Source organism: Providencia sp. wls1914, from assembly GCF_009706645.1.
Taxonomy (GTDB): domain Bacteria; phylum Pseudomonadota; class Gammaproteobacteria; order Enterobacterales; family Enterobacteriaceae; genus Providencia; species Providencia zhijiangensis.
This window is the reverse complement of the sequence record NZ_WLUN01000008.1, coordinates 123,710-150,196: the sequence shown is the minus strand read 5'-3', so window position 1 is coordinate 150,196 and position 26,487 is coordinate 123,710. Positions and strand designations below refer to the sequence as shown.

Sequence of the window (26,487 nt, the reverse complement as noted above, 5' to 3'; positions counted from 1 at the left end):
TTATTATGAAGATCTTAAAAGGATCCTTGGGGGATCAGTTCTTTTGGTAAAGATCGCGATAGAGGCGACTTTCAAAGCGAACTAAAGGTACACGGCGGCTATTATATTGGCTTTGTGGAACGGCATAAGCGGAAATAAACTGGACGAATGCCACTTTTTCACCGCTTGCGGTAGTAATAAAGCCTGCAAGGTTATAAACCCCTTGTAATGCACCCGTTTTCGCTGACACCTTGCCATTGACTCCAGCCTCATCTAAACCACCACGGTAACGAAGTGTCCCATCGTGCCCTGCGAGTGGTAGCATCGAAATGTAATCGAGCTGTTGGTCATTTTTAGCGATAAATTGCAAAACTTGCATCATGGTCGCTGGAGTTATCAAGTTATGGCGAGATAAGCCAGAGCCATCCACCATCACGGTGTTGCCTAAATCAATACCCGCTTTCTGCTTGAGGACTTGCCTCACTGCATCAGAGCCTGAGCGCCAGGTACCTGGAACGCCGTAATAATCACGACCAATCGTTCTAAATACCGTATCTGCTATCATATTATCAGACTTTTTCAGCATGATTTTTAAGAGGTCATGCAACGGCTTTGACTCAGTTTTGACGAGTACTTGAGATTGTGGCGTTTGTTGAGTGCGTTTTTTAACTGAGCCGGATAATTCAATGCCTGCGACCTGCAACTCATTTTTGACGATAGCGCCGGAGTAGCTTGCCCCATTTTGTACTGCAAATGCGAGCGGTAATGGCTCACTACGCTGAGTTAAGCAGCCTGTTAATGTGTAGCGGTTCAATTCACCAGGAACGACATCTAGCTCGCAGTAGCGAGCTTCTGGTGAGCCTTTAGCGAGAGTTTTGACTTCACTAAACATATTTACAGGGTAGAAGCTGGCTGTTTTGATATACGCCATTTCTCCCGCTTTATCTGATGGATAAAGGGAAACTGAGAAACAGTTTCTATCAATGATGGCAGCAGCCGGTGGAGCACTGAAGCACTGGGTCATATCATTCCATACCCAGCCCGGTGCTTTGTCATGGCTCGCAAAAGCAGAAATATCGACAATAAGATCACCATCGACTTTATGAATGCCAATCTGCTTTAACGCATTGACCATATTGCGAATTTGCTGACGTGTTAACGTAGGGTCGCCACTAAAGCGGATCACCAAGTCGCCGGATAACGTGTTGTTATTGAGCTTTCCGTTTGTCTCGAAGTTAGTGACGAAACGGTAGTCCGGACCTAGCTGTAATAATGCAGCGAGGGCGGTGACGACTTTCTGCGTACTGGCAGGTAGAGCCATTTGTTGAGCGTTATAATCAATAAGAGGGGTATTACTTCCTACTTTCTGCGCAACCAGAGCAAGGTTAGTGCCGTCAGGGAGATACTGCTTATAATCATCGATAGGGATGGCAGTTGCTTGCGAAGTAATGAATGCAAGTCCTAAAGTGAAGATTAATTTTCTGGTTGATGTTAGTAGCGACATATATTTCACGCATTAGGGTAGACATACTGCACATACTAAAGTGTAATGCCCAATAAAGTAAACGATGATCCGCTATTAACTCTCAGTTAAAATAGCGAACAGTATGATAAGATAAGGCGCAAGTTGGTCTGATTGAGTTATTGACACCTTAAGTTTTTGAACACCCCCCTACGTACTATGGTGTTCGGTGTACTGTTGTTACAAAATCAGGAAGATACTTATTTTTAGATAGGATTGAATTAGAGGTATTTATCAAATGAAACAGATTCCAATGACGGTATTTGGTGCTAACAAGCTAAGAGAAGAGCTCGAGTATCTGAAATCTGTCCGTCGTCCTGAAATTATTGCTTCTATTGCAGAAGCTCGTGAACATGGCGATTTAAAAGAAAACGCTGAATATCACGCAGCGCGTGAGCAACAAGGTTTTTGTGAAGGTCGTATTCAAGAAATTGAATCTAAACTTTCTCACTCTCAAGTGATTGACGTTACCAAAATGGCAAATAATGGTCGAGTGATCTTTGGTGCGACGGTTACCGTATTGAATTTGGATACCGATGAAGAGTTAACCTACCGCATCGTAGGTGATGATGAAGCTGATATTAAAGTGAACTTAATTTCAGTGAATTCACCGATTGCGCGCGGATTAGTGGGTAAAGAAGTTGATGATGTCGTAATGATTAAGACGCCGGGCGGAGATGTTGAGTTCGAAATTCTTAAAGTTGAGTATATCTGATTCCTATTTCCCTGAATTGGTTATATTATTTTACTGATTTAGAGAGAAAGGCCGCAGGCGGCCTTTTTCGTCATATAAAACATGCTTTCAATGGCATTTTTATATAAATGAGCAGTTATTATTTAGGTAAACTAATTTTGCGCTCAGCCGTTGGACGGTAGAGAACAAGAATTTTACCGATAACTTGAACATTTGCTGCACCTGTTTCGCGAACAATCGCTTCAGCGATCAAATTTTTAGTTTCACGATCTTCGCCAGCGATTTTGACTTTGATAAGCTCATGATGTGTTAATGAGACTTCGATTTCAGCCAAAACACCCTCAGTTAAACCATTGTTGCCAATCATAACAACTGGGTTTAAGTGATGAGCGAGACTTTTTAGGTGTTGAATTTGTTTTTTGTTAAGATTCATCGATTTTTTGCTTGGTTAGTATTGAAAATGGCATATTCTACCGCCATCTGTTAACTATCACCATCTATTAATCTTACTCGATGGTAAAGAAGCAGCTAATGATTACCCGAAAGTAATCCAGTGACCAGTAGGCAGCGCGTTAACTCTTTCCCGATAAACAGCTCGATTTATGTGACTTGGGTAGAAAAAATGAAGCTAACTCTCTGTAACTTGAAGAATGTCGGGAAATGTATTTCTATTAGTATAGTTGGAAAGTGCAATGGCCAATAAAAAACGTTCGGCAAGCTCCAGTCGTTGGTTGCAAGAACATTTTAGTGATAAATATGTTCAGCAAGCACAAAAGAAAGGGCTCCGCTCGCGTGCATGGTTTAAACTGGATGAAATCCAGCAAAGTGATAAGATTTTTAAACCAGGTATGACCGTTGTTGATTTAGGGGCTGCTCCTGGTGGGTGGTCGCAATATGTTGTCGGCCAAATCGGTCACAATGGTCGTATTATTGCTTGTGACCTATTACCAATGGACCCAATCGTTGGCGTGGATTTCCTCCAAGGGGATTTTCGTGACGAAGCTGTACTGGCTGCTTTGTTAGAGCGAGTTGGCGATAAAAAAGTACAAGTGGTTATGTCTGACATGGCCCCAAATATGAGCGGAACACCAGCAGTGGATATTCCCCGCTCTATGTATCTGGTTGAACTAGCATTGGATATGTGCCGTGCGGTATTGGCTCCCGGGGGAAGTTTTATCGTTAAAGTGTTTCAGGGAGAAGGCTTTGACGAATACCTTAGGGATATCCGCTCCCTGTTTACGAAGGTAAAAGTTCGTAAACCCGAATCTTCGCGGGCACGATCGCGTGAAGTATACATTGTAGCGACAGGACTAAAACTATAGTACCCTGAGCGTTATTTGTTAACACAGTTGTAAGGTGAGGTTAATCCCTTGAGTGACATGGCGAAAAACCTAATTCTCTGGTTAGTCATCGCAGTTGTTCTGATGTCCTTGTTCCAGAGTTTTGGCCCAAGCGATTCGAATAGTCGCAGAGTTGATTATTCAACGTTTATCAATGAGTTAGCCCAGGATCAGGTACGTGAAGTTCGTATCACAGGTCGTGAATTGAACGTCAGAAAAGCGGATAATAGCCGCTACACAACTTATCTGCCTATGCAGGATGAGAAGTTGTTAGACACCTTGTTGAACAAGAATGTTACTGTCGTCGGTGAACCACCAGAAGAACCTAGCTTACTGACATCTATTTTCATTTCCTGGTTCCCAATGCTGCTGTTGATTGGTGTCTGGATCTTCTTTATGCGCCAAATGCAAGGTGGTGGCGGTAAAGGGGCGATGTCATTCGGTAAAAGCAAAGCCCGTATGCTGACAGAAGATCAGATCAAAACAACATTTGCTGATGTTGCGGGTTGCGATGAAGCGAAAGAGGAAGTGGGGGAGATCGTAGACTTCCTACGTGAACCTGCTCGTTTCCAAAAACTCGGTGGTAAAATCCCTAAAGGTGTCCTGATGGTAGGACCGCCGGGTACAGGTAAAACATTACTGGCTAAAGCTATTGCTGGTGAAGCGAAAGTACCATTCTTTACCATTTCCGGTTCAGACTTCGTGGAAATGTTTGTGGGTGTGGGTGCTTCACGTGTTCGTGATATGTTCGAGCAAGCAAAAAAAGCGGCGCCTTGTATTATCTTTATCGATGAAATCGATGCTGTTGGTCGTCAACGTGGTGCCGGTTTAGGTGGTGGTCACGATGAACGTGAGCAGACACTGAACCAGATGCTGGTTGAGATGGATGGTTTCGAAGGTAACGAAGGTATTATCGTGATCGCGGCAACTAACCGTGCTGACGTTCTGGACCCTGCATTATTGCGTCCGGGTCGTTTTGACCGTCAAGTTGTGGTTGGCTTACCTGATGTTCGTGGTCGTGAGCAAATCTTAAAAGTTCATATGCGTCGTGTGCCTATCGACCCTGCGGTTGATACAACTATCTTGGCTCGTGCAACACCAGGTTTCTCCGGTGCGGAATTGGCTAACTTAGTGAACGAAGCGGCACTGTTTGCAGCGCGCGAAAATAAACGCGTTGTAACGATGGCGGAATTCGAAAGAGCGCGTGACAAAGTGTGGCTGGGTGCAGAGCACCGCTCACTGATGATGACTGAAGAGCAGAAAGAATCTACTGCTTATCATGAAGCTGGACACGCAATCGTCGGTTATTTGATGCCAGAGCATGATCCTGTTCATAAAGTGACTATTATTCCTCGCGGTCGTGCATTAGGTGTAACTTTCTACTTACCTGAAGGCGACCAAATCAGTGCAAGCCGTCAGAAGTTAGAAGGTAATATCGCAAGTACATACGGCGGTCGTATTGCGGAAGAACTGATCTACGGTTATGACAAAATCTCAACCGGTGCATCAGGTGATATCCAGCAAGCAACTAGCACAGCGAGAAAAATGGTGACTCAGTGGGGCTTCTCTGACAAGTTAGGTCCAGTGTTATATTCTGAAGAAGAAGGCCCAGCATTCTTAGGTCGTTCAGGACATAGCTCGACTTACTCAGATGAAACTGCACGCATCATTGATGAAGAAATTAAAGCAATTATCGACCGTGGTTATGAGGTTGCACATAAAACCTTAACTGACAATATGGATATTCTGCATGCGATGAAAGATGCATTATTGAAATATGAAACTATCGATATGCCAATGATTGACGACCTGATGAACCGCCGTCCAGTACGTGCGCCAGCAGGCTGGGATGAGGATAAAAAAGTGAACAATGTGACAGGTTCATTTGGTGCTGCAACTAGCGCATCAAAACCTGAAGCAAAGCCAGCTGAAACTCAACCAGAAGAGCCAACTGAAAAATCTGATGAAAATAATTCATCTGATAATAATGATAGCAAGCCACAGTAAGCTATCGTGACAAGTTGAATAATTAAAAACCCCAGGTCACTGGGGTTTTTTACGTTAAGGAAAAATAATCATGCATATTAAAGCCCGAGGTCGCCTCCTTGACTTATCCACTCCTCAAGTGATGGGGATTTTGAATGTTACTCCTGATTCATTCTCAGATGGTGGCACTCATAATCGTTATCATGATGCTCTAGATCATGTCGCTAAAATGGTACAAGAAGGGGCTACGATTATTGATATTGGCGGCGAGTCAACCCGACCGGGCGCGGCTGAGGTTTCTATCAGTGAAGAACTTGACCGTGTTGTGCCTGTTGTGGAAGCGATTGCAAAGCGTTTTGATGTTTGGATCTCTGTAGACACGTCAAAAGCTCAAGTAATGGATGAGGCAGCCAAAGCTGGGATGCATATCATCAATGATATTCGCTCGTTACATGAAGATGGCTCCCTTGTAGTAGCTGCAAAGTTAGGGCTGCCCGTCTGCATTATGCACATGCAAGGTCAACCAAGAACCATGCAAGATGCCCCCGATTATGTGAATGTAGTAAAAGAAGTTAAAGAGTATCTTGCCCGTGAAATTGAGCGCTGCATGAAGGCGGGAATTGATAAACAGCAAATAATCCTCGATCCAGGCTTTGGTTTTGGTAAGAACCTGTCGCATAATTACCAGTTACTAGCGCATTTAGATCAATTTCATGATTTCGGACTACCGCTCTTGGCAGGGATGTCACGAAAATCTATGATTGGACAATTATTAAATGTTCCACCTCAAGAACGTCTAGCGGGTAGCTTAGCGTGTGCCACTATTGCGGCAATGCAAGGAGCGCAAATTATCCGAGTTCATGATGTGAAAGAGACAGTACAAGCAATGCAAGTCGTTCAGATGACTCTGTCAGAAAAGGAAAAATTAGCGTATGAGTAACCGTAAATATTTTGGTACTGATGGTATCCGTGGCAAAGTGGGCGATAGCCCAATTACACCTGATTTTGTTTTAAAATTAGGCTGGGCTGCGGGTAAAGTACTGGCTCGTCACGGCTCACGTAAAATTATCATTGGTAAAGATACGCGTATTTCTGGCTACATGCTGGAATCTTCATTAGAAGCTGGCTTAGCTGCCGCAGGGTTATCTGCTTCCTTCACTGGCCCAATGCCAACGCCAGCAGTGGCTTATTTGACTCGCACTTTTCGCGCAGAAGCTGGGATCGTCATTTCAGCTTCCCACAACCCTTACTATGATAATGGGATCAAATTCTTCTCCATCGACGGGACTAAACTGCCTGACGAAGTTGAAGAAGCCATTGAAGCGGAAATGGAAAAACCAATCACTTGCGTTGAATCTGCGGAGCTGGGTCGTGCGAACCGCATCGTCGATGCCGCAGGACGTTACATTGAATTCTGCAAAGGGACTTTCCCGAATGAGCAAAGCTTAAATAGCCTCAAAGTTGTTTTAGACTGTGCTAACGGTGCAACTTACCACATCGCACCTAACGTCTTTAGTGAATTAGGCGCTCAAGTCATCACTATGGGTTGCGATCCTAATGGGATCAACATCAACGAAGAGTGTGGTGCAACCGACGTTCGTAAGCTGCAAGAGCGTGTTTTGGCTGAAAAAGCGGATGTAGGTTTAGCATTTGATGGTGACGGCGACCGCATTATCATGGTTGACCATCAAGGAAACAAAGTCGATGGTGACCAAATTCTGTATATCATCGCTCGTGAAGCGCTTCGTCAAGGCCAGTTAAAAGGTGGTGTTGTCGGTACACTGATGAGCAATATGGGGTTAGAAATTGCGCTGAAACAGCTGGGTATTCCATTTGAACGAGCAAAAGTGGGCGACCGCTATGTTCTGGAAAAACTCCAAGAAAAAGGCTGGCGCATGGGGGCTGAAAACTCAGGTCATGTGATTTTATTAGATAAAACCACAACAGGCGACGGTATTGTTGCGGGTCTGCAAGTATTGAGTGCCATGGTGCGTAACCATATGAGCCTGCACGATTTATGCAGCGGAATGAAGCTTCTACCTCAAATTCTGGTCAACGTACGCTTTAAAGGCAAACACGATCCTCTGCAAAGTGATGCTGTTATTGCGGCAAATGAGCAAGTGGAAAAAGAGTTAGCCGGTAAAGGTCGTGTATTGCTGAGAAAATCAGGTACTGAACCGCTGATTCGTGTGATGGTTGAAGGTGAGAACGAAGAAACTGTCACCGAAATGGCGAACCGTATTGCTGATGCAGTGAAAGCGGCAGGTTAATGCCGTACATTCTCCCTTTAGCGGATAAAAATTAGCTGGAGGGCGGTGAATAACCGAGTTGAGCATTATTTCGATAGTTTGCTGTTTTTTTCTTCAAATAGTTAAATGAAATCAAAATAGACTTGCTTGTCGGCTCAGCTTTGGTTAGTATTCGCACCTGCTCAATTCTGTAATAATGTTTTGAGTAGGTGTGCAGTATAAGGGTCATAGCATAGGCTATGCGCCGTAACTGAATAGGTAACTCAAATGTATATAGCTCTTTTAGTTGTTTTCTTGCTCGCGGCTATCGGCCTAATTGGTCTGGTCATGTTACAGCAAGGTAAAGGTGCTGACATGGGTGCATCATTCGGTGCGGGCGCTTCTGCAACACTGTTTGGTTCATCGGGCTCAGGTAACTTCATGACCCGTATGACTGGAATCTTGGCTGCTGTGTTTTTCATCATCAGTTTAATTCTTGGCAACATGACTGCCAATAAATATGGAACTGGTGCAGGTAGTAAGTGGGAAAACATTAGCGAACCGGCAAAAGTCGAGCAACCAACAGACGTTCCGGCAGCACCAGCAACACCAACGAGCGATATTCCTCGTTAAGTGTGACAGATTCCGAATGACGACTTTATGTCTTCATTAGTAGTAAAGCAGTAAGAAGTTAAAAATTTGAGGTTATTGATTATTAAATTAGTAACCTCGCCTCAGTGCCGAGGTGGTGAAATTGGTATACACGCTACCTTGAGGTGGTAGTGCCTACAAAACGGGCGTACGGGTTCAAGTCCCGTCCTCGGCACCATTATTTTAGACGACTTGTGAACTCACAATAGTCGGTGTAAAATAGTCACGTTTCGAACGCGGGATGGAGCAGCATGGTAGCTCGTCGGGCTCATAACCCGAAGGTCGTTGGTTCAAATCCAGCTCCCGCAACCATTTCTCTTAGCCATACATATCTTGTCGCAACAATATCAGATATCGTTATCGTAATTTCTCATCGATTTATCTAGATTTTCAAGGTATACTAAGAGCACGGTAAACCCATGTACTATGGGTCCAGTTACAAAAGCCCCGAATTTCGGGGTTTTTTGTTATTTGACAATCGAATTAACTGGGCTTTATGCCCTTTTTTTATGTCTGGGGGTGGGCTTGTCCACATTAGAGCAAAAATTAACAGAGATGGTTTCTGCACCAGTGGAAGCACTAGGCTTTGAATTTGTAGGCTTAGAATTTGTTCGCGGGCGCACGTCGACACTGCGTATTTTCATTGATAGTGAAGAAGGCATCACTGTTGATGACTGTGCTGATGTCAGCCATCAAGTAAGTGCAGTATTGGATGTCGAAGATCCAATTTCTGTGATTTATAACCTTGAAATATCGTCACCGGGTATGGAACGTCCACTGTTCACCATCGCTCATTATGAGCGTTTCATGGGTGAAGAGGTGGCTCTGTCACTGCGTATCGCGATGCAGAACCGTCGTAGATGGCAAGGTATTATCAAAGCCGTTGATGGTGAAATGATTACGGTTACTGTAGATGGTAAGGATGAGGTGTTCGCCCTCGGCAACATCCAGAAAGCTAACTTGGTACCACACTTTTAATTAAGTTCAATGAGGCAACTAGGATGAACAAAGAAATTCTGGCTGTTGTTGAAGCGGTTTCTAACGAAAAATCCCTCCCTCGTGAAAAAATCTTCGAGGCTCTGGAAACTGCGCTGGCGACAGCAACCAAAAAGAAATATGAGCAAGAGATTGATGTTCGCGTAGAAATCGACCGTAAATCCGGTGATTTTGATACTTTCCGTCGTTGGGTGATTGTTGACGAAGTCACAATGCCAACTCGTGAAATTACACTGGAAGCTGCACAATTCGAAGATCCTGAATTGCAGTTAGGCGAATACGTCGAAGACCAAATCGAATCTGTTGTATTTGACCGTATTACCACGCAAACCGCGAAGCAAGTTATCGTACAAAAAGTACGTGAAGCCGAGCGTGCGATGGTGGTTGACCAATTCCGTGAGCAACAAGGTGAAATCATCACTGCTCAGGTTAAAAAAGTTAACCGTGAAAACATTACCTTAGATTTAGGTAATAACGCAGAAGCTGTGATCCTGCGCGAAGATATGCTACCACGCGAAAACTTCCGTCCAGGTGACCGTATTCGCGGCGTACTGTATGATGTTCGTCCTGAAGCACGCGGTGCACAGCTTTTTGTTACCCGTTCTCGTCCAGAGATGCTGGTTGAATTATTCCGCATCGAAGTACCAGAAATTGGCGAAGAGATCATCGAGATCAAAGCAGCAGCTCGCGATCCAGGTTCTCGTGCAAAAATCGCAGTAAAAACTAACGACAAACGTATCGACCCAGTTGGTGCTTGTGTTGGTATGCGCGGGGCTCGTGTTCAAGCTGTCTCTAGTGAGTTAGGCGGCGAGAGAATCGACATTGTGTTATGGGATGATAACCCAGCGCAATTCGTTATTAATGCTATGGCTCCGGCTGATGTGGCATCTATTGTGGTTGATGAAGACAACTGTACGATGGATGTTGCCGTTGAAAGCAGCAACTTAGCTCAAGCAATTGGACGTAATGGACAAAACGTTCGCTTAGCGGCTCAGTTACTGAAAATCCATCGTGGTGATGACAAGTGGGAACTGAATGTCATGACTGCGGAAGAGCTGAATGCAAAACATCAGGCAGAAGCACATGCTTCTATTGAAACATTCACTAAGCATCTAGATATTGATGAAGAGTTTGCTACAACACTTGTTGAAGAAGGCTTCTCTACATTAGAAGAACTGGCTTACGTGCCTATTAAAGAACTTCTGGAAATTGACGGTCTTGATGAAGAAACCGTTGAAGTTCTACGTGAAAGAGCAAAAGCTGCCCTCACCACAATTGAACTAGCTCAAAAAGAGAGCTTGGGTGATAATCAGCCAGCAGAAGATTTGTTGAATCTTGATGGTATGGATCGTACTCTGGCCTATAATTTGGCTACTCACGGTATCTGTACACTGGAAGATCTTGCTGAGCAGGGCATCGACGACCTGATTGATATCGAAGGTCTGAATAATGAGAAAGCAGGCGAACTCATTATGGCAGCACGTAATATTTGCTGGTTCGGAAACGATGCGTAAACACTGTAGCAGGAAGGAACGGCATGACAGAAACTGTAAAATCACTGGCAACGGAAATTCAAACCACAGTTGAGCGCCTGGTACAGCAATTTGCTGAAGCAGGGATCACGAAAGGTGCGAATGACTCTGTTAGCCAGACTGAGAAAGAAACTTTACTGAACCACTTAAACCGCGAACAAGGCGGAGCAGCGGGGCAGCCAAGTAAGTTAACATTGCAGCGTAAAACTCGTAGTACGCTGAGTGTTCCAGTCACCGGTGGCAAAAGCAAATCGGTAAATGTTGAAGTCCGCAAAAAACGCACTTATGTGAACCGCGACGCTGAAGAAGCGCAAGCGGAAGAGCAGGCGCAGCGTGAAGCGGAAGAGCAAGCACAGCGCGAAGCTGAGGAACTGGCAAAACGTGAAGCAGAAGCGAAACGTGCAGCAGAAGATGCTGCAAAACGTGACGCAGAAGCTAACGCAAAACGTGAAGCCGAAGAGAAAGCAAAACGTGAAGCAGCTGATAAAGCTACGCGCGAAGTAGCGGAAAGAGAAAAAGTGAAACAAAGCGAAAATCAAAAACCAAGCAAAGCGGCAACTGAAAGTAACGCTGACAAACAGCGCCTTGAAGCCGAAGCTGCTGAACTGAAACGCAAAGCGGAAGAAGAAACTCAACGTAAAGTTGAAGCTGATGCGCGCCGTGTTGCTGAAGAAGCCCGTAAAATGGCTGAAGAAAAAGGCGAAGACTGGAACTCAGATAGCAAATCTGAAGATGATAGCGACTATCACACAACAACATCTACCCACGCGCGTGCGGCGGAAGATGAAAGTGATGAGAAAGAAGAAGGTCGTCGTTCACGTAACCGTTCTGCTAAAGCACCTCGCCAGAAGAAAGGCAACAAACTTTCTGAAAAAGCGGATCGCGAAGAAGAACGCGCTGCAGGTCGCTCAGGTCGCACTAAAGGTAAGCAACGTAAAGGCAGCTCTTTACAACAAAGCTTCACCAAACCAGTTGCAGCGGTAAACCGTGACGTTGTTATCGGCGAAACTATCACTGTTGGCGAATTAGCTAACAAGATGGCAGTTAAAGGCTCCCAAGTCATCAAAACGATGATGAAAATGGGTGCAATGGCAACCATCAACCAAGTGATTGACCAAGAAACTGCACAATTAGTTGCAGAAGAAATGGGTCACAAAGTTATTCTGCGTCGTGAGAATGAGTTAGAAGAATCGGTAATGAACGACCGTGACACTGGCTCAGCAGTTAAAGAAGCTCGCGCGCCAGTTGTTACCATCATGGGTCACGTTGACCACGGTAAAACCTCTTTACTGGACTACATTCGTTCAACGAAAGTAGCATCAGGCGAAGCAGGTGGTATTACTCAGCACATCGGTGCATACCACGTTCAAACTGACAAAGGTATGATCACCTTCTTAGACACCCCAGGTCACGCCGCGTTTACATCAATGCGTGCTCGTGGTGCTCAGGCAACGGATATCGTTGTTCTGGTTGTTGCTGCAGATGATGGTGTTATGCCACAAACAATCGAAGCTATCCAGCATGCGAAAGCAGCAGGTGTGCCAATCGTTGTTGCGGTCAACAAAATGGATAAACCAGAAGCTGACCCAGATCGAGTCAGAAATGAGCTGTCTCAGTATGGCGTTATTTCTGAAGAGTGGGGCGGTGACACTCAGTTTATCGGTGTGTCTGCGAAAGTGGGTACCGGTATCGATGAACTGTTAGATGCTATCTTGCTGCAAGCTGAAGTTTTAGAACTGAAAGCGGTATATGCAGGCATGGCAAGCGGTGTGGTTGTTGAATCTTACCTAGACAAAGGTCGTGGCCCAGTGGCAACTATCTTAGTTCAAGAAGGTACATTGAACAAAGGCGACATCGTACTGTGTGGATTTGAATACGGCCGTATTCGTGCAATGCGCAACGAATTAGGTAAAGAAGTTCTGTCCGCCGGCCCTTCAATGCCAGTTGAGATCCTGGGTCTGTCCAGCGTTCCTTCAGCGGGTGATGAAGCGACAGTTGTTCGTGATGAGAAAAAAGCACGTGAAGTTGCCCTGTATCGTCAAGGTAAATTCCGTGATGTGAAATTAGCTCGTCAGCAGAAATCTAAACTGGAAAACATGTTTGCTAACATGGAAGAAGGTAAAGTTTCTGAACTGAATATCGTACTGAAAACTGACGTTCAAGGTACCTGTGAAGCTATCACTGACTCTCTGATGAAACTGTCAACTGATGAAGTTAAAATCAAAATCATCGGTTCTGGCGTGGGTGGTATCACTGAAACTGATGCAACTCTGGCTGCAGCTTCTAATGCGATCATTCTTGGCTTTAACGTCCGTGCCGATGCATCTGCTCGTCGAGTAGTTGAAAGCGAAAGCGTTGATTTACGTTACTACTCCGTCATCTATAGCCTGATTGATGAAATCAAACAAGCGATGAGCGGTATGCTGGCACCTGAATACAAACAGCAAATCATGGGTCTTGCAGAAGTCCGTGATGTGTTCAAATCACCGAAATTTGGTGCAGTTGCTGGTTGTATGGTTACTGAAGGTACCATCAAGCGTAATAACCCAATCCGCGTTCTGCGTGATAACGTGGTTATCTACGAAGGTGAGCTGGAATCACTGCGTCGCTTTAAAGATGACGTTAGCGAAGTTCGTAACGGTATGGAATGTGGTATCGGTGTTAAGAACTACAACGATGTCCGTGTCGGCGATATGATCGAAGTCTTTGAAGTTATCGAAGTTAAACGTTCAATCGACGGTTAATTTTGTGAGTACCCACGAAGTTTCGTGGTGACAAAATAGTATTAATGAGGGGGCTATTGCCCCCTTTATTGTCAGGAGATTAACGATGGCAAAAGAATTCAGTCGTTCTCAGCGCGTAGCTCAAGAAATGCAAAAAGAAATTGCGATTATCTTGCAGCGCGAAATCAAAGATCCCCGTATTGGCATGGCAACCGTTTCTGGCGTAGAGCTGTCACGGGATCTGGCATACGGTAAAGTCTTCGTCACTTTCTTCAACTTTGCGAATGAAAAAAGTGAAGAAGAGATGGTTGCAGACGGCATTAAAGCATTAAATGAAGCGTCAGGTTTCATTCGTTCATTACTGGGGAAAGCAATGCGTTTACGTATTATTCCTGAGTTAACGTTTGAATATGACAACTCACTAGTTGATGGTATGCGTATGTCTAACTTAGTATCGAACGTAATTCGTAATGACGAAGAGCGTCGTGCAGGTACAGATAGTAAAGAGGAAAAATAATGGGGCGTCGTCGTAGCGGGCGCAATATTGACGGCGTTGTGCTGTTAGATAAGCCCACCGATATTTCCTCAAACGATGCGCTGCAAAAAGTGCGGCGCTTTTTCAACGCGAATAAAGCTGGGCACACGGGGGCACTTGACCCACTAGCGACAGGCATGCTGCCAGTCTGCCTTGGCGAAGCGACGAAATTTTCACAGTTTTTACTCGATTCAGATAAGCGCTATCGCGTGATTGCTCGCCTTGGTCAACGAACGGATACTTCCGACTCCCATGGTGAAATCATCAGCGAACGCGATATCACTTTTACGGCACAGCAACTTGAAGAAGCTCTCGAACATTTTCGTGGGGATACACTGCAAGTGCCTTCCATGTATTCAGCGCTGAAACACCAAGGGCGCCCATTATATGAATACGCACGTAAAGGTATCACGGTAGAGCGTGAAGCCCGCCCGATTACAGTGTATGAACTTCAGTTTATTCGTTGGGATAACAATGAATTAGAACTGGAAATTCACTGTTCTAAAGGCACCTATATTCGGACTATTATTGACGATTTAGGTGAAATGTTAGGATGCGGTGCGCACGTCACTTATCTGCGTCGTGTACAAGTGGCAAATTATCCTTACGATCGTATGGTCACGTTGGAGCAATTAGCTGCTTTACGGGCAAAAGTGGATGCGGGAGAAGGGTCTTTTGAATCCTTGCTCGATTCTCTATTATTGCCAATGGATACCGCAGTGGTTCATTTTCCTGCAGTGAATATTACTGAGGAAACAGCCGCGTATTTTAAACAGGGTCAACCTGTACGTGGTGATGTAAAAGACCTCGTGGAAGGCGACATGATCCGCGTCACTTGTGGTTCAGAGCAGCGGTTTATCGGTATCGCTCTGATTAGTGAAGATGGACGTATTGCACCGAAGCGTTTGGTCGTTGAAAATGAACCGTCCGCATAATGGCGCTTATTGCTTTGCTGCCCTAAGCAGCGTAGAATGACGGCGCTAAATCTTGAGATGCTAAATTAGAGATTGGCTCTCATCACTTAAATTTATATTATTTTGGAGTTTATTATGTCTCTAAGTACTGAAGCGAAAGCGAAAATCGTTGCTGAATTCGGCCGCGGTGAAAACGACACTGGTTCAAGCGAAGTTCAAATCGCTCTGTTAACTGCACAAATCAACCATCTGCAAGGTCACTTCTCCGAGCACAAAAAAGATCACCACAGCCGTCGTGGTCTGCTGCGTATGGTTGCTCAGCGTCGTCGTTTACAAGCTTACCTGAAAGGTAAAGATATCGCACGTTACACAGCGCTGATCGAGCGTCTGGGTCTGCGTCGTTAATCTTGTCAGTTTCAGAGGAAAGGGGCCAAATGGCCCCTTTTCTTCTAAAAGTTAATTGAAAGTTGAAGTAATACTCGAATTATACTTAACTAAAATGTTAAGCTATTATCGATAATTGACTGTTTTAATTAAAACCACTTAAAACTACATCCGTATTCGCGCGGCTAATGAGAGAATTGATGATTGGAATATCAATCCTCTCATTAGTCGCGAGGCTGTAGTCAGAAAATAAACCATGCTACTTGAGAATCTCTCGTAGCCTTACAAAAAGGGTAATATTTTGTTAAATCCTATTGTTCGTAAGTTCCAGTATGGCCAGCATACCGTAACATTAGAAACAGGCATGATCGCACGCCAAGCAACGGCGGCGGTGATGGTAAACATGGATGACACCGCAGTATTCGTGACTGCTGTGGCACAGAAAAAAGTTAAAGAAGGGCAAGATTTCTTCCCTTTAACGGTTAACTACCAAGAGCGTACTTACGCTGCAGGTCGTATCCCAGGTAGCTTCTTCCGTCGTGAAGGCCGTCCTGGTGAAGGCGAAACTTTAGTTGCACGTCTGATTGACCGTCCATTACGTCCTCTGTTCCCAGAAGGCTTCCTGAACGAAATCCAAATCATTGCTACCGTTGTTTCTGTTAACCCACAAGTTAACCCGGATATCGTTGCGATGATCGGTGCATCTGCTGCACTGGCACTGTCTGGTGTTCCATTCAATGGTCCTATCGGTGCTGCACGTGTTGGTTTTATCAATGACCAATATGTTCTGAACCCAACTGCTGATGAATTAAAATCAAGCCGTCTGGATTTAGTGGTTGCAGGTACTGACAGCGCAGTATTAATGGTTGAGTCAGAAGCTGAGCTGTTAAGCGAAGAGCAAATGCTGGGTGCAGTTGTGTTCGGTCACGATCAACAACAAGTTGTTATCCAGAACATCAATGAATTAGTCAAAGAAGCGGGCAAAGAAAAATGGGATTGGCAGCCAGAGCCAGTTAACCAAGCTCTGCACGATCGCGTTGCTGCACTGGCTGAAAGCCGTATGGGCGATGCTTACCGTATCACTGAGAAACAAGAGCGTTATGCTCAAGTTGACCTGATCAAAGACGAAGTGATTGCAACTCTGGTTGCTGAAGATGAAAACGTCGATGTTTCTGAAGTGTCAGACATTCTTGCTCACTTAGAAAAACAAGTTGTTCGTAGCCGCGTTATCCGTGGTGAGCCACGTATCGATGGTCGTGAGAAAGACATGGTTCGTGCGCTGGACGTTCGTACTGGTGTTCTGCCACGTACTCACGGTTCTGCACTGTTCACCCGTGGTGAAACTCAGGCTCTGGTTACTGCAACATTAGGTACTGAGCGTGATGCACAGGTTATCGACCAATTAATGGGCGAATACACTGACCGCTTCTTATTCCACTACAACTTCCCTCCATACTCTGTTGGTGAGACTGGTATGGTTGGTTCACCTAAACGTCGTGAAATTGGTCACGGTCGCTTAGCGAAACGTGGTGTGCTGGCAGTTATGCCTTCACAAGCAGAATTCCCGTACACAGTACGTGTGGTTTCTGAAATCACGGAATCTAACGGTTCTTCTTCAATGGCATCTGTATGTGGTGCGTCTCTGGCTCTGATGGATGCTGGTGTACCAATTAAAGCGGCTGTTGCGGGTATCGCGATGGGTCTGGTGAAAGAAGGCGACGATTTCGTTGTCCTGTCTGACATCTTAGGTGACGAAGACCACTTAGGTGATATGGACTTTAAAGTAGCGGGTAGCCGTGACGGTATCAGCGCACTGCAAATGGATATCAAAATCGAAGGTATCACTCGCGAAATCATGCAAGTGGCTCTGAACCAAGCTAAAGGTGCGCGTCTGCATATCCTTGGCACAATGGAACAAGCTATCAATGGTCCACGTGAAGAGATCTCTGAGTTCGCTCCACGCATTTACACCATCCGTATCAACCCAGACAAGATCAAAGATGTCATCGGTAAAGGTGGTTCTGTTATCCGCGCATTAACGGAAGAAACAGGCACAACTATCGAAATCGAAGATGACGGTACAGTGAAGATCGCAGCAACTGATGGCCTGAAAGCGAAAGAAGCAATTCGTCGCATCGAAGACATCACTGCAGAAGTTGAAGTGGGTCGTATCTACCCAGGTAAAGTGACTCGTATTGTTGACTTCGGTGCATTCGTTGCTATCGGTGGCGGTAAAGAAGGTCTGGTTCACATTTCTCAAATCGCTGACAAGCGTGTAGAGAAAGTGACTGACTACCTGCAAATGGGTCAAGAAGTTCCTGTTAAGGTGTTAGAAATCGACCGTCAAGGCCGTATTCGCCTGAGCATGAAAGAAGCTGTTGCTGGCGAAGAAGCTCCAGCACAGCAGGAATCAGCAGAATAAGCTGACCGAAAGTGTAGCGCCTGATAAACTTGGGCGCTATCAGCCTAAATTTGCTGACTAGTGGTAATGTAAGGGCGTAGTATGCAGAACTGTATTAACTTTCGTTTTATCGATAGCCGCACCTTAGTTCGTGTGCTATCCGCGTTCATCTTTTTTATTATTATTGGATGTAGTAATAAAGATTGGCGTAAAAACGAGGTTTTTGCAGTTCCATTGCAGCCTTCATTACAACAAGAAGTGATTTTGGCTCGTATGGAACAAATCCTTGCGAGCCGATCTTTGACCGATGATGAGTACGCGCAGCTTTTATATGAGCGCGGAGTACTGTATGATAGTCTCGGTTTAAGGGCGCTGGCACGTAATGATTTTTCAACTGCGTTGTCAATCCGTCCGGATATTCCTGAAATCTTTAACTTTTTAGGAATATATTTTACGCAGGCTGGCAACTATGATGCCGCCTATGAAGCGTTTGATTCTGTTTTAGAGCTTGATCCAACTTACAATTTCGCGCGAATGAATCGTGGCATCGCATTATATTACGGTGGACGATACAAATTAGCGCAGGATGATCTGCTGGCGTATTATCAGATAGATCCAAATGATCCTTTTCGTACTCTGTGGCTTTATCTCGTAGAGAAAGACATAGACCCGCGTATGGCACAAGACAATCTTGCTGCCCGCTACAACCAAGCGGAGAAAGGGCAATGGGGCTGGAATATCGTAGAATTCTATCTTGGCAATATCAATGAAACGACATTGATGGAGCGTTTGAAAGAGACATCTACGGATAACACTTCGCTCGCTGAGCATCTCAGTGAAACTAACTTCTATTTAGGTAAGCATTACCTAAGTCTGGGGGATAAGGATAGCGCAACTGCGTTATTCAAACTGACGGTAGCTAACAACGCACACAGCTTTGTTGAGCACCGCTACGCATTGTTGGAATTGGCGCTGTTAGGCCAAGAACAAGACGACCTATTAGAATCGGGCCAGCAATAGCTGACGAACATTTCTCTATTCATTTTTAAGCCATCATCCACCCGGGTGAGGGTTTATTTGTTCGTTTAATAACACAATTTGAGCCAGTTCACATTTTAAATGATAATGACCGAAATGATTTTCGCTCCGTTATGTAAACTGGCCGCCACTAAGTATGAGGCACCTTTACATGACGACTGAGACCGATATGTCTTTTGCTGATCTAGGTTTATCAGCATCTATTTTGAACGCACTAAGCGACCTGGGATACGAAAAACCATCTCCAATCCAGCAACAATGTATTCCATTGTTATTGGATGGTAATGATGTATTAGGTATGGCACAAACAGGTAGTGGTAAAACCGCTGCATTTGGTTTGCCATTACTGCATAACATCGACCCTGATTTAAAAGCGCCACAAATTTTAGTACTGGCACCGACACGTGAGTTAGCGGTGCAAGTTGCTGAAGCACTGAGCGATTTCTCTAAACACATGAACCGTGTCAACGTGGTTGCCTTATATGGCGGTCAACGTTATGACGTTCAACTTCGTGCATTACGCCAAGGACCACAAGTGGTTGTTGGTACTCCAGGTCGTCTGTTAGACCACCTGAAGCGCGGTACTTTAGATCTTTCTAAACTGAAAGGCTTAGTATTAGACGAAGCTGATGAAATGCTGCGTATGGGCTTCATCGATGATGTTGAAAACATCATGAGCCAGATTCCAGCAGAACACCAAACTGCGCTGTTCTCGGCAACAATGCCAGAACCAATCCGTCGTATTACTCGTCGCTTTATGAAAGATCCTAAAGAGATCCGCATTCAGTCGAGCATTACTACACGTCCAGATATCGCTCAAAGCTACTGGACTGTTTACGGCATGCGTAAAAATGAAGCGCTGGTACGTTTCTTAGAAGCTGAAGATTTCGATGCGGCGATTATTTTCGTTCGTACCAAAAACGCAACCTTAGAAGTTGCAGAAGCGCTTGAGCGTAATGGCTACAACAGTGCGGCACTGAATGGTGACATGAACCAAGCACTGCGTGAACAAACATTAGAGCGCTTAAAAGATGGTCGTTTAGATATCCTGATCGCAACTGACGTTGCAGCACGTGGTCTGGATGTTGAGCGTATCAGCTTAGTTGTTAACTACGACATCCCAATGGATGCGGAATCTTACGTTCACCGTATCGGTCGTACCGGTCGTGCGGGTCGTGCGGGTCGTGCATTACTGTTCGTTGAGAACCGTGAGCGTCGTTTACTGCGCAACGTTGAACGTACAATGAAACTGACTATTCCTGAAGTGGAATTGCCAGATGCTGACGTATTAAGCCAACGTCGTCAGGCGAAATTTGCTGAACAAATTCAACAGCAATTAGAAAGCAGCGACTTAGATCAGTACCGTTCACTGTTAGCGAAAATGTCTCCATCTGAAGATGTAGATATGGAAACCTTAGCAGCGGCATTACTGAAAATGGCTCAAGGCGAACGCGCTCTGATCCTGCCACCAGATGCACCGCGTCGTCCGCGTCGTGAATTCAACGACCGTGATGATCGTCGTGGCGACCGTCGCGACCGTAACGACCGCAACAGCAACGGCAACGGTTTTGACCGTGCAGAGCGCGGCGACCGTGGTGCTCGTCGTGAGCGTCGTGATGTTGGCGATATGGAAATGTACCGTATCGAAGTGGGTCGTGATGACGGTGTTGAAGTTCGTCATATCGTTGGTGCGATTGCGAACGAAGCAGACATCAGCAGCCGCTACATTGGTAATATCAAACTGTTTGGTACTCACTCAACTATCGAGTTACCAAAAGGTATGCCAAGCGAAGTGTTAACTCACTTAAGCCGTGCGCGTGTACTGAACAAACCAATGCAAATGCAACTGATCGGTGATGCTCAACCATTTGAGCGTCGTGGCGGTGGCGAACGTCGTGGTGGCCCGCGTCGTGAAGGCGGCAGCGAAGGTGGTTTCGGTGCAGGTCGTCGTAATGACCGTGGTGGCGATCGTGATGGTCGTCGTAGCGGTGGTGATCGTGAAGGCTTCAGCGGCAACCGTCGTGGTGGAAATCGCGATGGTGGCAACCGTGACCGTGGTAACTCTGCACCGCGCCAAGATGGCAACAATGCAGCGCCACGTCGTCGTAGCAGCAGCCACAACGCATAATTACGCTATCCAGCCACGTAAATGTGGCTGAGATAAATACAAAAAACCCGCATTTTTTAAATGCGGGTTTTTTTATGCAGTTAATAAGGCTTTTGCTTCTCGCTGAGGCATAGGCAGTGGTGATCGGCTCACCACCACTTTTTTCACTCGCTGATTAAATGCCCCGTAAACAATTTCGCTAAATAGGCGCTCTTCCACCATATTCACGCCACCTTCAATAATTTCGAGGGCTTGAACCAAAACACGATGTTTCGACGCAAAAGGACGACGGACTTTTAGACCCATATCGCAGACCAACTGATACAGCACAAACTCGGCTTTAAAAAAATCCCCGATAACCATCCTTTGGACTGAAAACTCACCCGTTGCACTGCGTTCTTCATGGGTGTCGAGATTTTTCAATGTCATCGAATTGGTTCGAATTTGCAGGTAAAAATCAGCCATAACCTTTTCTCCTGAGTCACTCGTTAAATTAACCCTAACGCCTCTTTCAACGGTTTTAAATAGCGGCGGCTAACGGGAATATGCCCACCTGAGCATAGCACCAATTCGGCTTGTCCATTATCCCCAAATAAAATCTCTCTGAGCTGGGCCATATTCACTAAATATTGACGATGGCAACGCACTAACGGCGTACGCATTTCTAATGTGCGCAAGGTTAATTCGGTAAAGCCTTCTTGTCCTTGGGTACTCATCACATACACGCCGCTCATACGTGAAGTGACATATTGGACATCATCTAATTTCATCAAATAAATGCGGCTGTGTCCGGTACAAGGAATAAATTTGAGCGGTTCGTTGTTATCGAGAAGCTCGAGATTCTGTTTGTGTTTATTTTGGCGTAAACGAGCTAAAGTCTTTGCCAATCTTTCTGGTTCAAGGGGTTTAAGTAGATAGTCGAAAGCATGCTCTTCGAAAGCTTGGATAGCAAACTCATTAAATGCCGTCAGAAAAACAATATGTGGGCGCTCTTCAGGATCGAGCATACGCACCATTTCTAATCCCGTAACTCGGGGCATTTGAATATCTAAAAACACCACATCAGGCTTTTTTTTGTGGATCAAACCGATGGCTTCAATGGCATTGGCGCACTCGCCAATAATTTCGATATCGTCATGCTCCTCGAGTAAGCAGCGCACGTTTTCACGTGCTAGGGGTTCGTCATCAACGATCAATACATTCATAGCGTTATTATCATTTATTATGTGCAATGTGATTAAGTGGACATGTAGGGCAAGCGAATTTTCACGCGGGTGAATTTTTCAGGTTCATACTCCACGCCTATTCCATATTTTTCACCGTATTTCAGGCGCAAGCGTTTATCGACTAAGCCCATTCCTAAGCCGTCAGATTGTCCACTTGGCTGGTATAAGCCAGCATTATCTTCGATTTCAATATAGACATGTTCACAGCGAATATAGCTACGTATTGTAATGTATCCGGTATTTAATAACTGTGAAGTGCCATGTTTTATTGCGTTTTCGACAATCGGTTGCAGTGTGAACGCGGGTAATTCCACCTGTTTAACTTCATCGGGGATATCTAAATGGATCTGCAAACTCTCTTGGAATCGCGCCTTTTCAATTTGTAGGTATGAATTGATGTGCTCAATTTCTTCCCCTAGTGTCGCATTCTGCTCTGGACGTTTTAAGTTATTACGAAAGAAGGTGGAGATATATTGCACAAGTTGTCCCGCTTGCTGGCTATCTTTGCGGATCACAGCCTGTAATGTGTTGAGCACATTAAAGAGAAAATGCGGGTTCACTTGTGCGTGAAGCAGTTTGACTTCCGATTGCAGTAAGGATTGTTTATTACGCTCATATTGTCCCGCCAAAATTTGGGCAGAAAATAGGCTGGCAATTCCTTCCCCTAGCGTACGGTTGATGGAGCTAAAGAGGCTATTTTTGGCTTGGTATAATTTGATGGTTCCAATGACTCGCTGGTTTTCACCTCTCAGTGGGATCACGAGGGTCGAGCCCAGTTTGCATGAAGAGCTTAATGAGCATTTATAGGGAGTTTCGTTACCATCGGCATAGACCACTTCATTATTATCAATGGCCTGCCTAGATTGAATGGATGAGATAGGTGTCCCCGGAATGTGGTGATCGGAGCCTAGTCCGATAAAGGCGAGAATTTTTTCTCGATCCGTAATGGCCACCGCACCAATATCTAACTCTTGATAAATAATTTTCGCCACTTTCATGCTGTTATCCGCATTGAAGCCTTTACGCAAAATACCTTCAGTACATAGGGCTATTTTCAAGGCTTGAGCGGAAAATGCTGTGGTGTATTTCTCGACGATGGCACGTCTATCCAGCAATATACGGATAAACATGGCTGCCCCGATGGTATTGGCAATGATCATCGGTGCGGCAATATTTTTCACTAATTCATAGGCTTCATCGAATGGGCGAGCGATGAGTAAAATAATCAGCATCTGGATGATTTCAGCGAAAAAGGTAACGCAGCTGGCGGTAACAGGGTTAAAAATTTTATTAATTTCTCCGCGCTTCATATAGTAGCGATGGACCAGTCCACCAATTAAGCCTTCGACAATGGTCGAGATCATACAAGCGAAAGCGCTCATTCCACCCAAAGAGTATCGGTGGATCCCACCAGTAAACCCAACAGCAAAACCCACTGCAGGGCCGCCTAATAATCCGCCAAGTACAGCACCAATAGCACGAGTGTTAGCTATGGAATCATTGATATGTAAACCAAAATAAGTACCGATGATACAAAATACTGAGAAAATCAGGTAGCACATCACTTTATGAGGTAAGCGGATAGTAACCTTAAGAAGTGGGGTGACCAACGGAGTGCGGCTGAGTGCCCAAGCGATAACAAGGTAGACGCACATTTGTTGTAGTAGTAATAAAATCAAGTCGAATTCGTACATGCTCGTCATATTTCACATTATGGGGGTGTTGGCTGCGCTCAGCTCCTCTAGTCACATACTTTTGTATGCTCCTAGAGATATCTTCTCTTGCCGCCTACCCATAATGCGAACTATTTAGAGCATGGCTCATTATATTTCAGATTCTATATTTCACATTATGGGGATGTTGACTGCGCTCAGTGGGTTTAGCTATATATTTTGGGGGATATTGTATCTTATTGGGCTGGTTAAGTAATCGTCATTTAATAATTAGCAAAACATCATTATTTGACATAAGCGCCAAAGCCCCTCAGACTAAAAAAGACCGCTAAAGCGTGATTTTGCGCACAAATTTCTTAACGTTAGTGTTAATTTGTTGTCATAATGAAAAAGTAGTTTCCTCCGTTATTATTCAAGGCCCACATACATAATGAAAAAAAGAACCATCATACTGATCTTGCTTATGCTGATCTTAATTGCTGCTGCGGCGCTTTTTCATTCCCATAATCAATTTTTATTATTGCAAGGGGAAGTGGACGCACCGGAAGTCATCGTGACTTCAAAAGCCAAAGGCAGAGTCATTGAACGCCATGTAGAACGCGGGGATGATGTGAAAAAAGGGCAGTTACTGATCACCTTAGAAAGCCCAGAGTTACAAGCCCAATATGCGGCATTAAAAGCGGCTAAGGATCAAGCTCAAGCCCAACTCGACCAATCCTTAAATGGGACTCGTGAAGAGACGCTGCGTGACCTGCAAGCTGCGGTAGCTCAAGCAAATTCTCAATACCAAAATGCTTCTCGTGAATTTACCCGTTTAAATAATCTTTCAGGCAAAGGGTATGTCTCCGCGAATGAGTTAGATACCGCCCGTAAAGCAAAAGATGTTGCATTCCAACAAGTCCAAAGTGCTAAGGCACGTTTGGAAGAAGGGAAAAACGGCGATCGTATCGAGCAGCGTCAACAATATGAAGCCGCAGTGAAGCAAGCAGAGCAAAAACTGGCTGAACTCCAAGTTCAACTGGATGACTTGCAAGTGAAAGCCCCTGTGGATGGTGAAGTCGGTCCAATCCCTGCGGAAATTGGTGAACTGTTCAATGCAGGTAGCCCTCTAATCTCATTGATCAGTCTTCCTCAAGCCTATTTTGTTTATAACCTACGTGAAGATATTTTAGTGGGGGTGAAAAAAGGGGACAAAATTGAGCTGACGGTTCCAGCCTTAGGGGATAAAACCGTGGAAGCCGAAGTTCGCTATATTGCACCGAAAGGGGATTACGCGACTAAACGAGCCACCCGTGCGACAGGGGATTTCGACCTGAAAACCTTTGAAGTTCGTTTGTATCCACAACAGCCGATTGAAGGATTACGACCGGGGATGAGCGTTTTGTGGCACTGGGATAAATAACAGGTGACGCCATGAAACTCAAATTCGCTTGGCATGGTTTTGAACATGCCTTTAGCCGCGAAACCCAAATGGCGATCCGCAGCCCAGTCTTTCACTGGCTGAGTTGGCTATTCCCTTTGATGCTGTTTACGTTAGTCAGTGCTAACTTCTCAGAAGGAACGCTGATGGATGTGCCAGTTTCGGTGGTAGATAACAACAACAGCCCCATTTCAAGGCAAATTATTCGTGATCTTGATGCGGGTCCTCATGCGGAAGTGAAAGCGATTGATGGCAACTTAGTGACATCCATCAAACAGCTGGGCAGCGCCAAAGATTATGCCTTGCTCTATATCCCCCAAAATTTTGAGGAGGATATATTACGAGGACGCCAGCCTGAATTGCGCATGTACTACAATGCGCTATTTTACGCATCTGGCAGTTATGCTATTCAAGATTTTAGCGGCTTGGTTGCGGAACTTAACGCCAAATACCGTCAAGAAATGGCAAAATCGATGGGGCAATCGCTACCGGCATTGGCGCAAGTTACGCTCTCTTACGATAGCCTCTTTAACCCAAGTGGCAGCTATATTTATTACCAACAATTTGCGGCGACCATCCATATGCTGCAACTGTTTGTGGTCACTGCCACTATTTACACCATGTCTCGTGGCACCATTCTTCAAAGCGTGAAGCCATTTTCAATGGCACTGCTAGGCAAAATGGCGCCATATACGTTATTTTTCACGACGTTACTGATTGTTGAGCTGGCGGCCCTGGTCACTATCTTCGATGCAAAAGTAGTGGGGAACCCTCTGTATATGATGCTGGTGGGCTTCTTCTATGTGATAGCGGCGCAAAGTATTGGGTTATTACTCTTTAGCTTCACGTCCAGCGCGATAATGGCTTACAGCTTAATCGGGATGCTGGTGAGTATTGCCTTGGCGTTTTCTGGTATGGCAGTACCGGAACTCTCGATGATTTTGCCCGCACGGATTATTTCGAACGCGGAGCCGCTTACTCACACCTTAAATGCCATGTTTGATATTTTCTTACGGGAAATCTCGTTTGAGCGCATTGTGCAAGTGTGCCTATTCTTGCTGATTTATCCGTTACTGACGGCATTTTTGATCCGTAAGCGCTTAGTGAAACGGCTAGAAACCCAAGGAAGTATCGTATG

General features: G+C 45.1%; 19 protein-coding genes, 2 tRNA genes and 3 pseudogenes. 19 read left to right on the top strand and 5 right to left on the bottom strand.

What is annotated here, in order from left to right:
• Positions 1-37 precede the first annotated feature (37 nt).
• Positions 38-1,483 (bottom strand): annotated as a pseudogene (dacB, locus tag GKR74_RS06860) (serine-type D-Ala-D-Ala carboxypeptidase); the annotation flags it as partial.
• Between the two features lie 256 nt (positions 1,484-1,739).
• On the opposite strand from dacB, the pseudogene greA reads away from it, so the two are divergent.
• A pseudogene (gene greA, locus GKR74_RS06855) lies at positions 1,740-2,258 on the top strand (transcription elongation factor GreA).
• Positions 2,259-2,334: 76 nt separating this feature from the next.
• On the opposite strand, the gene yhbY reads toward greA, so the two are convergent.
• Positions 2,335-2,628, bottom strand: coding sequence for a ribosome assembly RNA-binding protein YhbY (gene yhbY / locus GKR74_RS06850; RefSeq protein ID WP_154603026.1), 294 nt, complete (start codon positions 2,626-2,628; stop codon positions 2,335-2,337).
• A 259-nt stretch (positions 2,629-2,887) separates the two neighbouring features.
• Between yhbY and rlmE the strand changes: the two genes are divergently transcribed.
• The 16 genes from rlmE (at position 2,888) to GKR74_RS06770 (ending at position 21,051) form a co-directional block, all read left to right on the top strand.
• Complete coding sequence (gene rlmE / locus GKR74_RS06845; protein ID WP_036949039.1) at positions 2,888-3,517, top strand: 23S rRNA (uridine(2552)-2'-O)-methyltransferase RlmE; 630 nt, start codon at positions 2,888-2,890, stop codon at positions 3,515-3,517.
• 57 nt (positions 3,518-3,574) lie between these two features.
• Positions 3,575-5,542: an ATP-dependent zinc metalloprotease FtsH gene (gene ftsH / locus GKR74_RS06840; RefSeq protein WP_036949042.1), complete on the top strand. Its 1,968-nt coding sequence runs from the start codon at positions 3,575-3,577 to the stop codon at positions 5,540-5,542.
• Positions 5,543-5,612: 70 nt separating this feature from the next.
• Entirely contained in the window at positions 5,613-6,461 is an 849-nt protein-coding gene (gene folP, locus GKR74_RS06835; protein WP_154603025.1) for a dihydropteroate synthase, read from the top strand.
• A complete protein-coding gene (gene glmM, locus GKR74_RS06830; RefSeq protein WP_036949046.1) occupies positions 6,454-7,791 on the top strand; it encodes a phosphoglucosamine mutase in 1,338 nt (445 codons plus the stop codon). The genes folP and glmM overlap by 8 nt, the downstream gene beginning before the upstream one ends.
• Before the next feature lie 246 nt (positions 7,792-8,037).
• Positions 8,038-8,382 carry a preprotein translocase subunit SecG gene (gene secG / locus GKR74_RS06825; protein WP_036949048.1) on the top strand — a complete coding sequence of 115 codons (345 nt, stop codon included), beginning with the start codon at positions 8,038-8,040 and terminating at the stop codon, positions 8,380-8,382.
• Between the two features lie 106 nt (positions 8,383-8,488).
• Positions 8,489-8,578: transfer RNA gene (locus GKR74_RS06820), tRNA-Leu, on the top strand.
• 57 nt (positions 8,579-8,635) lie between these two features.
• Positions 8,636-8,712, top strand: a tRNA-Met gene (locus GKR74_RS06815).
• Positions 8,713-8,925: 213 nt separating this feature from the next.
• A complete protein-coding gene (rimP, locus tag GKR74_RS06810) occupies positions 8,926-9,378 on the top strand; it encodes a ribosome maturation factor RimP (RefSeq protein ID WP_006662411.1) in 453 nt (150 codons plus the stop codon).
• A gap of 23 nt (positions 9,379-9,401) precedes the next feature.
• Entirely contained in the window at positions 9,402-10,910 is a 1,509-nt protein-coding gene (gene nusA / locus GKR74_RS06805; RefSeq protein WP_154603024.1) for a transcription termination factor NusA, read from the top strand.
• A gap of 23 nt (positions 10,911-10,933) precedes the next feature.
• A complete protein-coding gene (infB, locus tag GKR74_RS06800) occupies positions 10,934-13,672 on the top strand; it encodes a translation initiation factor IF-2 (protein WP_132496363.1) in 2,739 nt (912 codons plus the stop codon).
• Between the two features lie 85 nt (positions 13,673-13,757).
• Positions 13,758-14,168 carry a 30S ribosome-binding factor RbfA gene (gene rbfA, locus GKR74_RS06795; RefSeq protein ID WP_036949056.1) on the top strand — a complete coding sequence of 137 codons (411 nt, stop codon included), beginning with the start codon at positions 13,758-13,760 and terminating at the stop codon, positions 14,166-14,168.
• On the top strand, positions 14,168-15,121 hold the full coding sequence (gene truB / locus GKR74_RS06790; RefSeq protein WP_132496364.1) for a tRNA pseudouridine(55) synthase TruB: 954 nt from the start codon (positions 14,168-14,170) through the stop codon (positions 15,119-15,121). Before rbfA ends, truB begins: the two co-directional genes overlap by 1 nt.
• Positions 15,122-15,235: 114 nt before the next feature.
• On the top strand, positions 15,236-15,505 hold the full coding sequence (gene rpsO, locus GKR74_RS06785) for a 30S ribosomal protein S15 (RefSeq protein ID WP_006814502.1): 270 nt from the start codon (positions 15,236-15,238) through the stop codon (positions 15,503-15,505).
• 280 nt (positions 15,506-15,785) lie between these two features.
• Positions 15,786-17,906 carry a polyribonucleotide nucleotidyltransferase gene (gene pnp / locus GKR74_RS06780; RefSeq protein ID WP_154603023.1) on the top strand — a complete coding sequence of 707 codons (2,121 nt, stop codon included), beginning with the start codon at positions 15,786-15,788 and terminating at the stop codon, positions 17,904-17,906.
• An 81-nt stretch (positions 17,907-17,987) separates the two neighbouring features.
• Positions 17,988-18,905, top strand: a complete 918-nt coding sequence (gene nlpI, locus GKR74_RS06775; protein ID WP_154599704.1) for a lipoprotein NlpI — start codon at positions 17,988-17,990, stop codon at positions 18,903-18,905.
• Between the two features lie 169 nt (positions 18,906-19,074).
• On the top strand, positions 19,075-21,051 hold the full coding sequence (locus GKR74_RS06770; protein WP_154603022.1) for a DEAD/DEAH family ATP-dependent RNA helicase: 1,977 nt from the start codon (positions 19,075-19,077) through the stop codon (positions 21,049-21,051).
• Between the two features lie 72 nt (positions 21,052-21,123).
• Here the strand turns inward: GKR74_RS06770 and GKR74_RS06765 are convergent, their stop codons facing one another.
• From GKR74_RS06765 to GKR74_RS06755, 3 genes are read right to left on the bottom strand one after another with little or no spacing between them, the layout of a single operon-like run.
• Complete coding sequence (locus tag GKR74_RS06765) at positions 21,124-21,495, bottom strand: YjaA family stress response protein (protein WP_154603021.1); 372 nt, start codon at positions 21,493-21,495, stop codon at positions 21,124-21,126.
• A gap of 23 nt (positions 21,496-21,518) precedes the next feature.
• Entirely contained in the window at positions 21,519-22,235 is a 717-nt protein-coding gene (gene btsR, locus GKR74_RS06760; RefSeq protein WP_154603020.1) for a two-component system response regulator BtsR, read from the bottom strand.
• A gap of 32 nt (positions 22,236-22,267) precedes the next feature.
• Positions 22,268-23,950, bottom strand: coding sequence for a sensor histidine kinase (locus tag GKR74_RS06755; protein ID WP_154603114.1), 1,683 nt, complete (start codon positions 23,948-23,950; stop codon positions 22,268-22,270).
• Positions 23,951-24,359: 409 nt separating this feature from the next.
• Between GKR74_RS06755 and GKR74_RS06750 the strand changes: the two genes are divergently transcribed.
• Positions 24,360-25,331 (top strand): HlyD family secretion protein, encoded by a 972-nt coding sequence (locus GKR74_RS06750; RefSeq protein ID WP_154603019.1) that lies wholly within the window; start codon positions 24,360-24,362, stop codon positions 25,329-25,331.
• A gap of 11 nt (positions 25,332-25,342) precedes the next feature.
• Positions 25,343-26,485, top strand: a pseudogene (locus GKR74_RS06745) (ABC transporter permease); the annotation flags it as partial.
• Positions 26,486-26,487 lie beyond the last annotated feature (2 nt).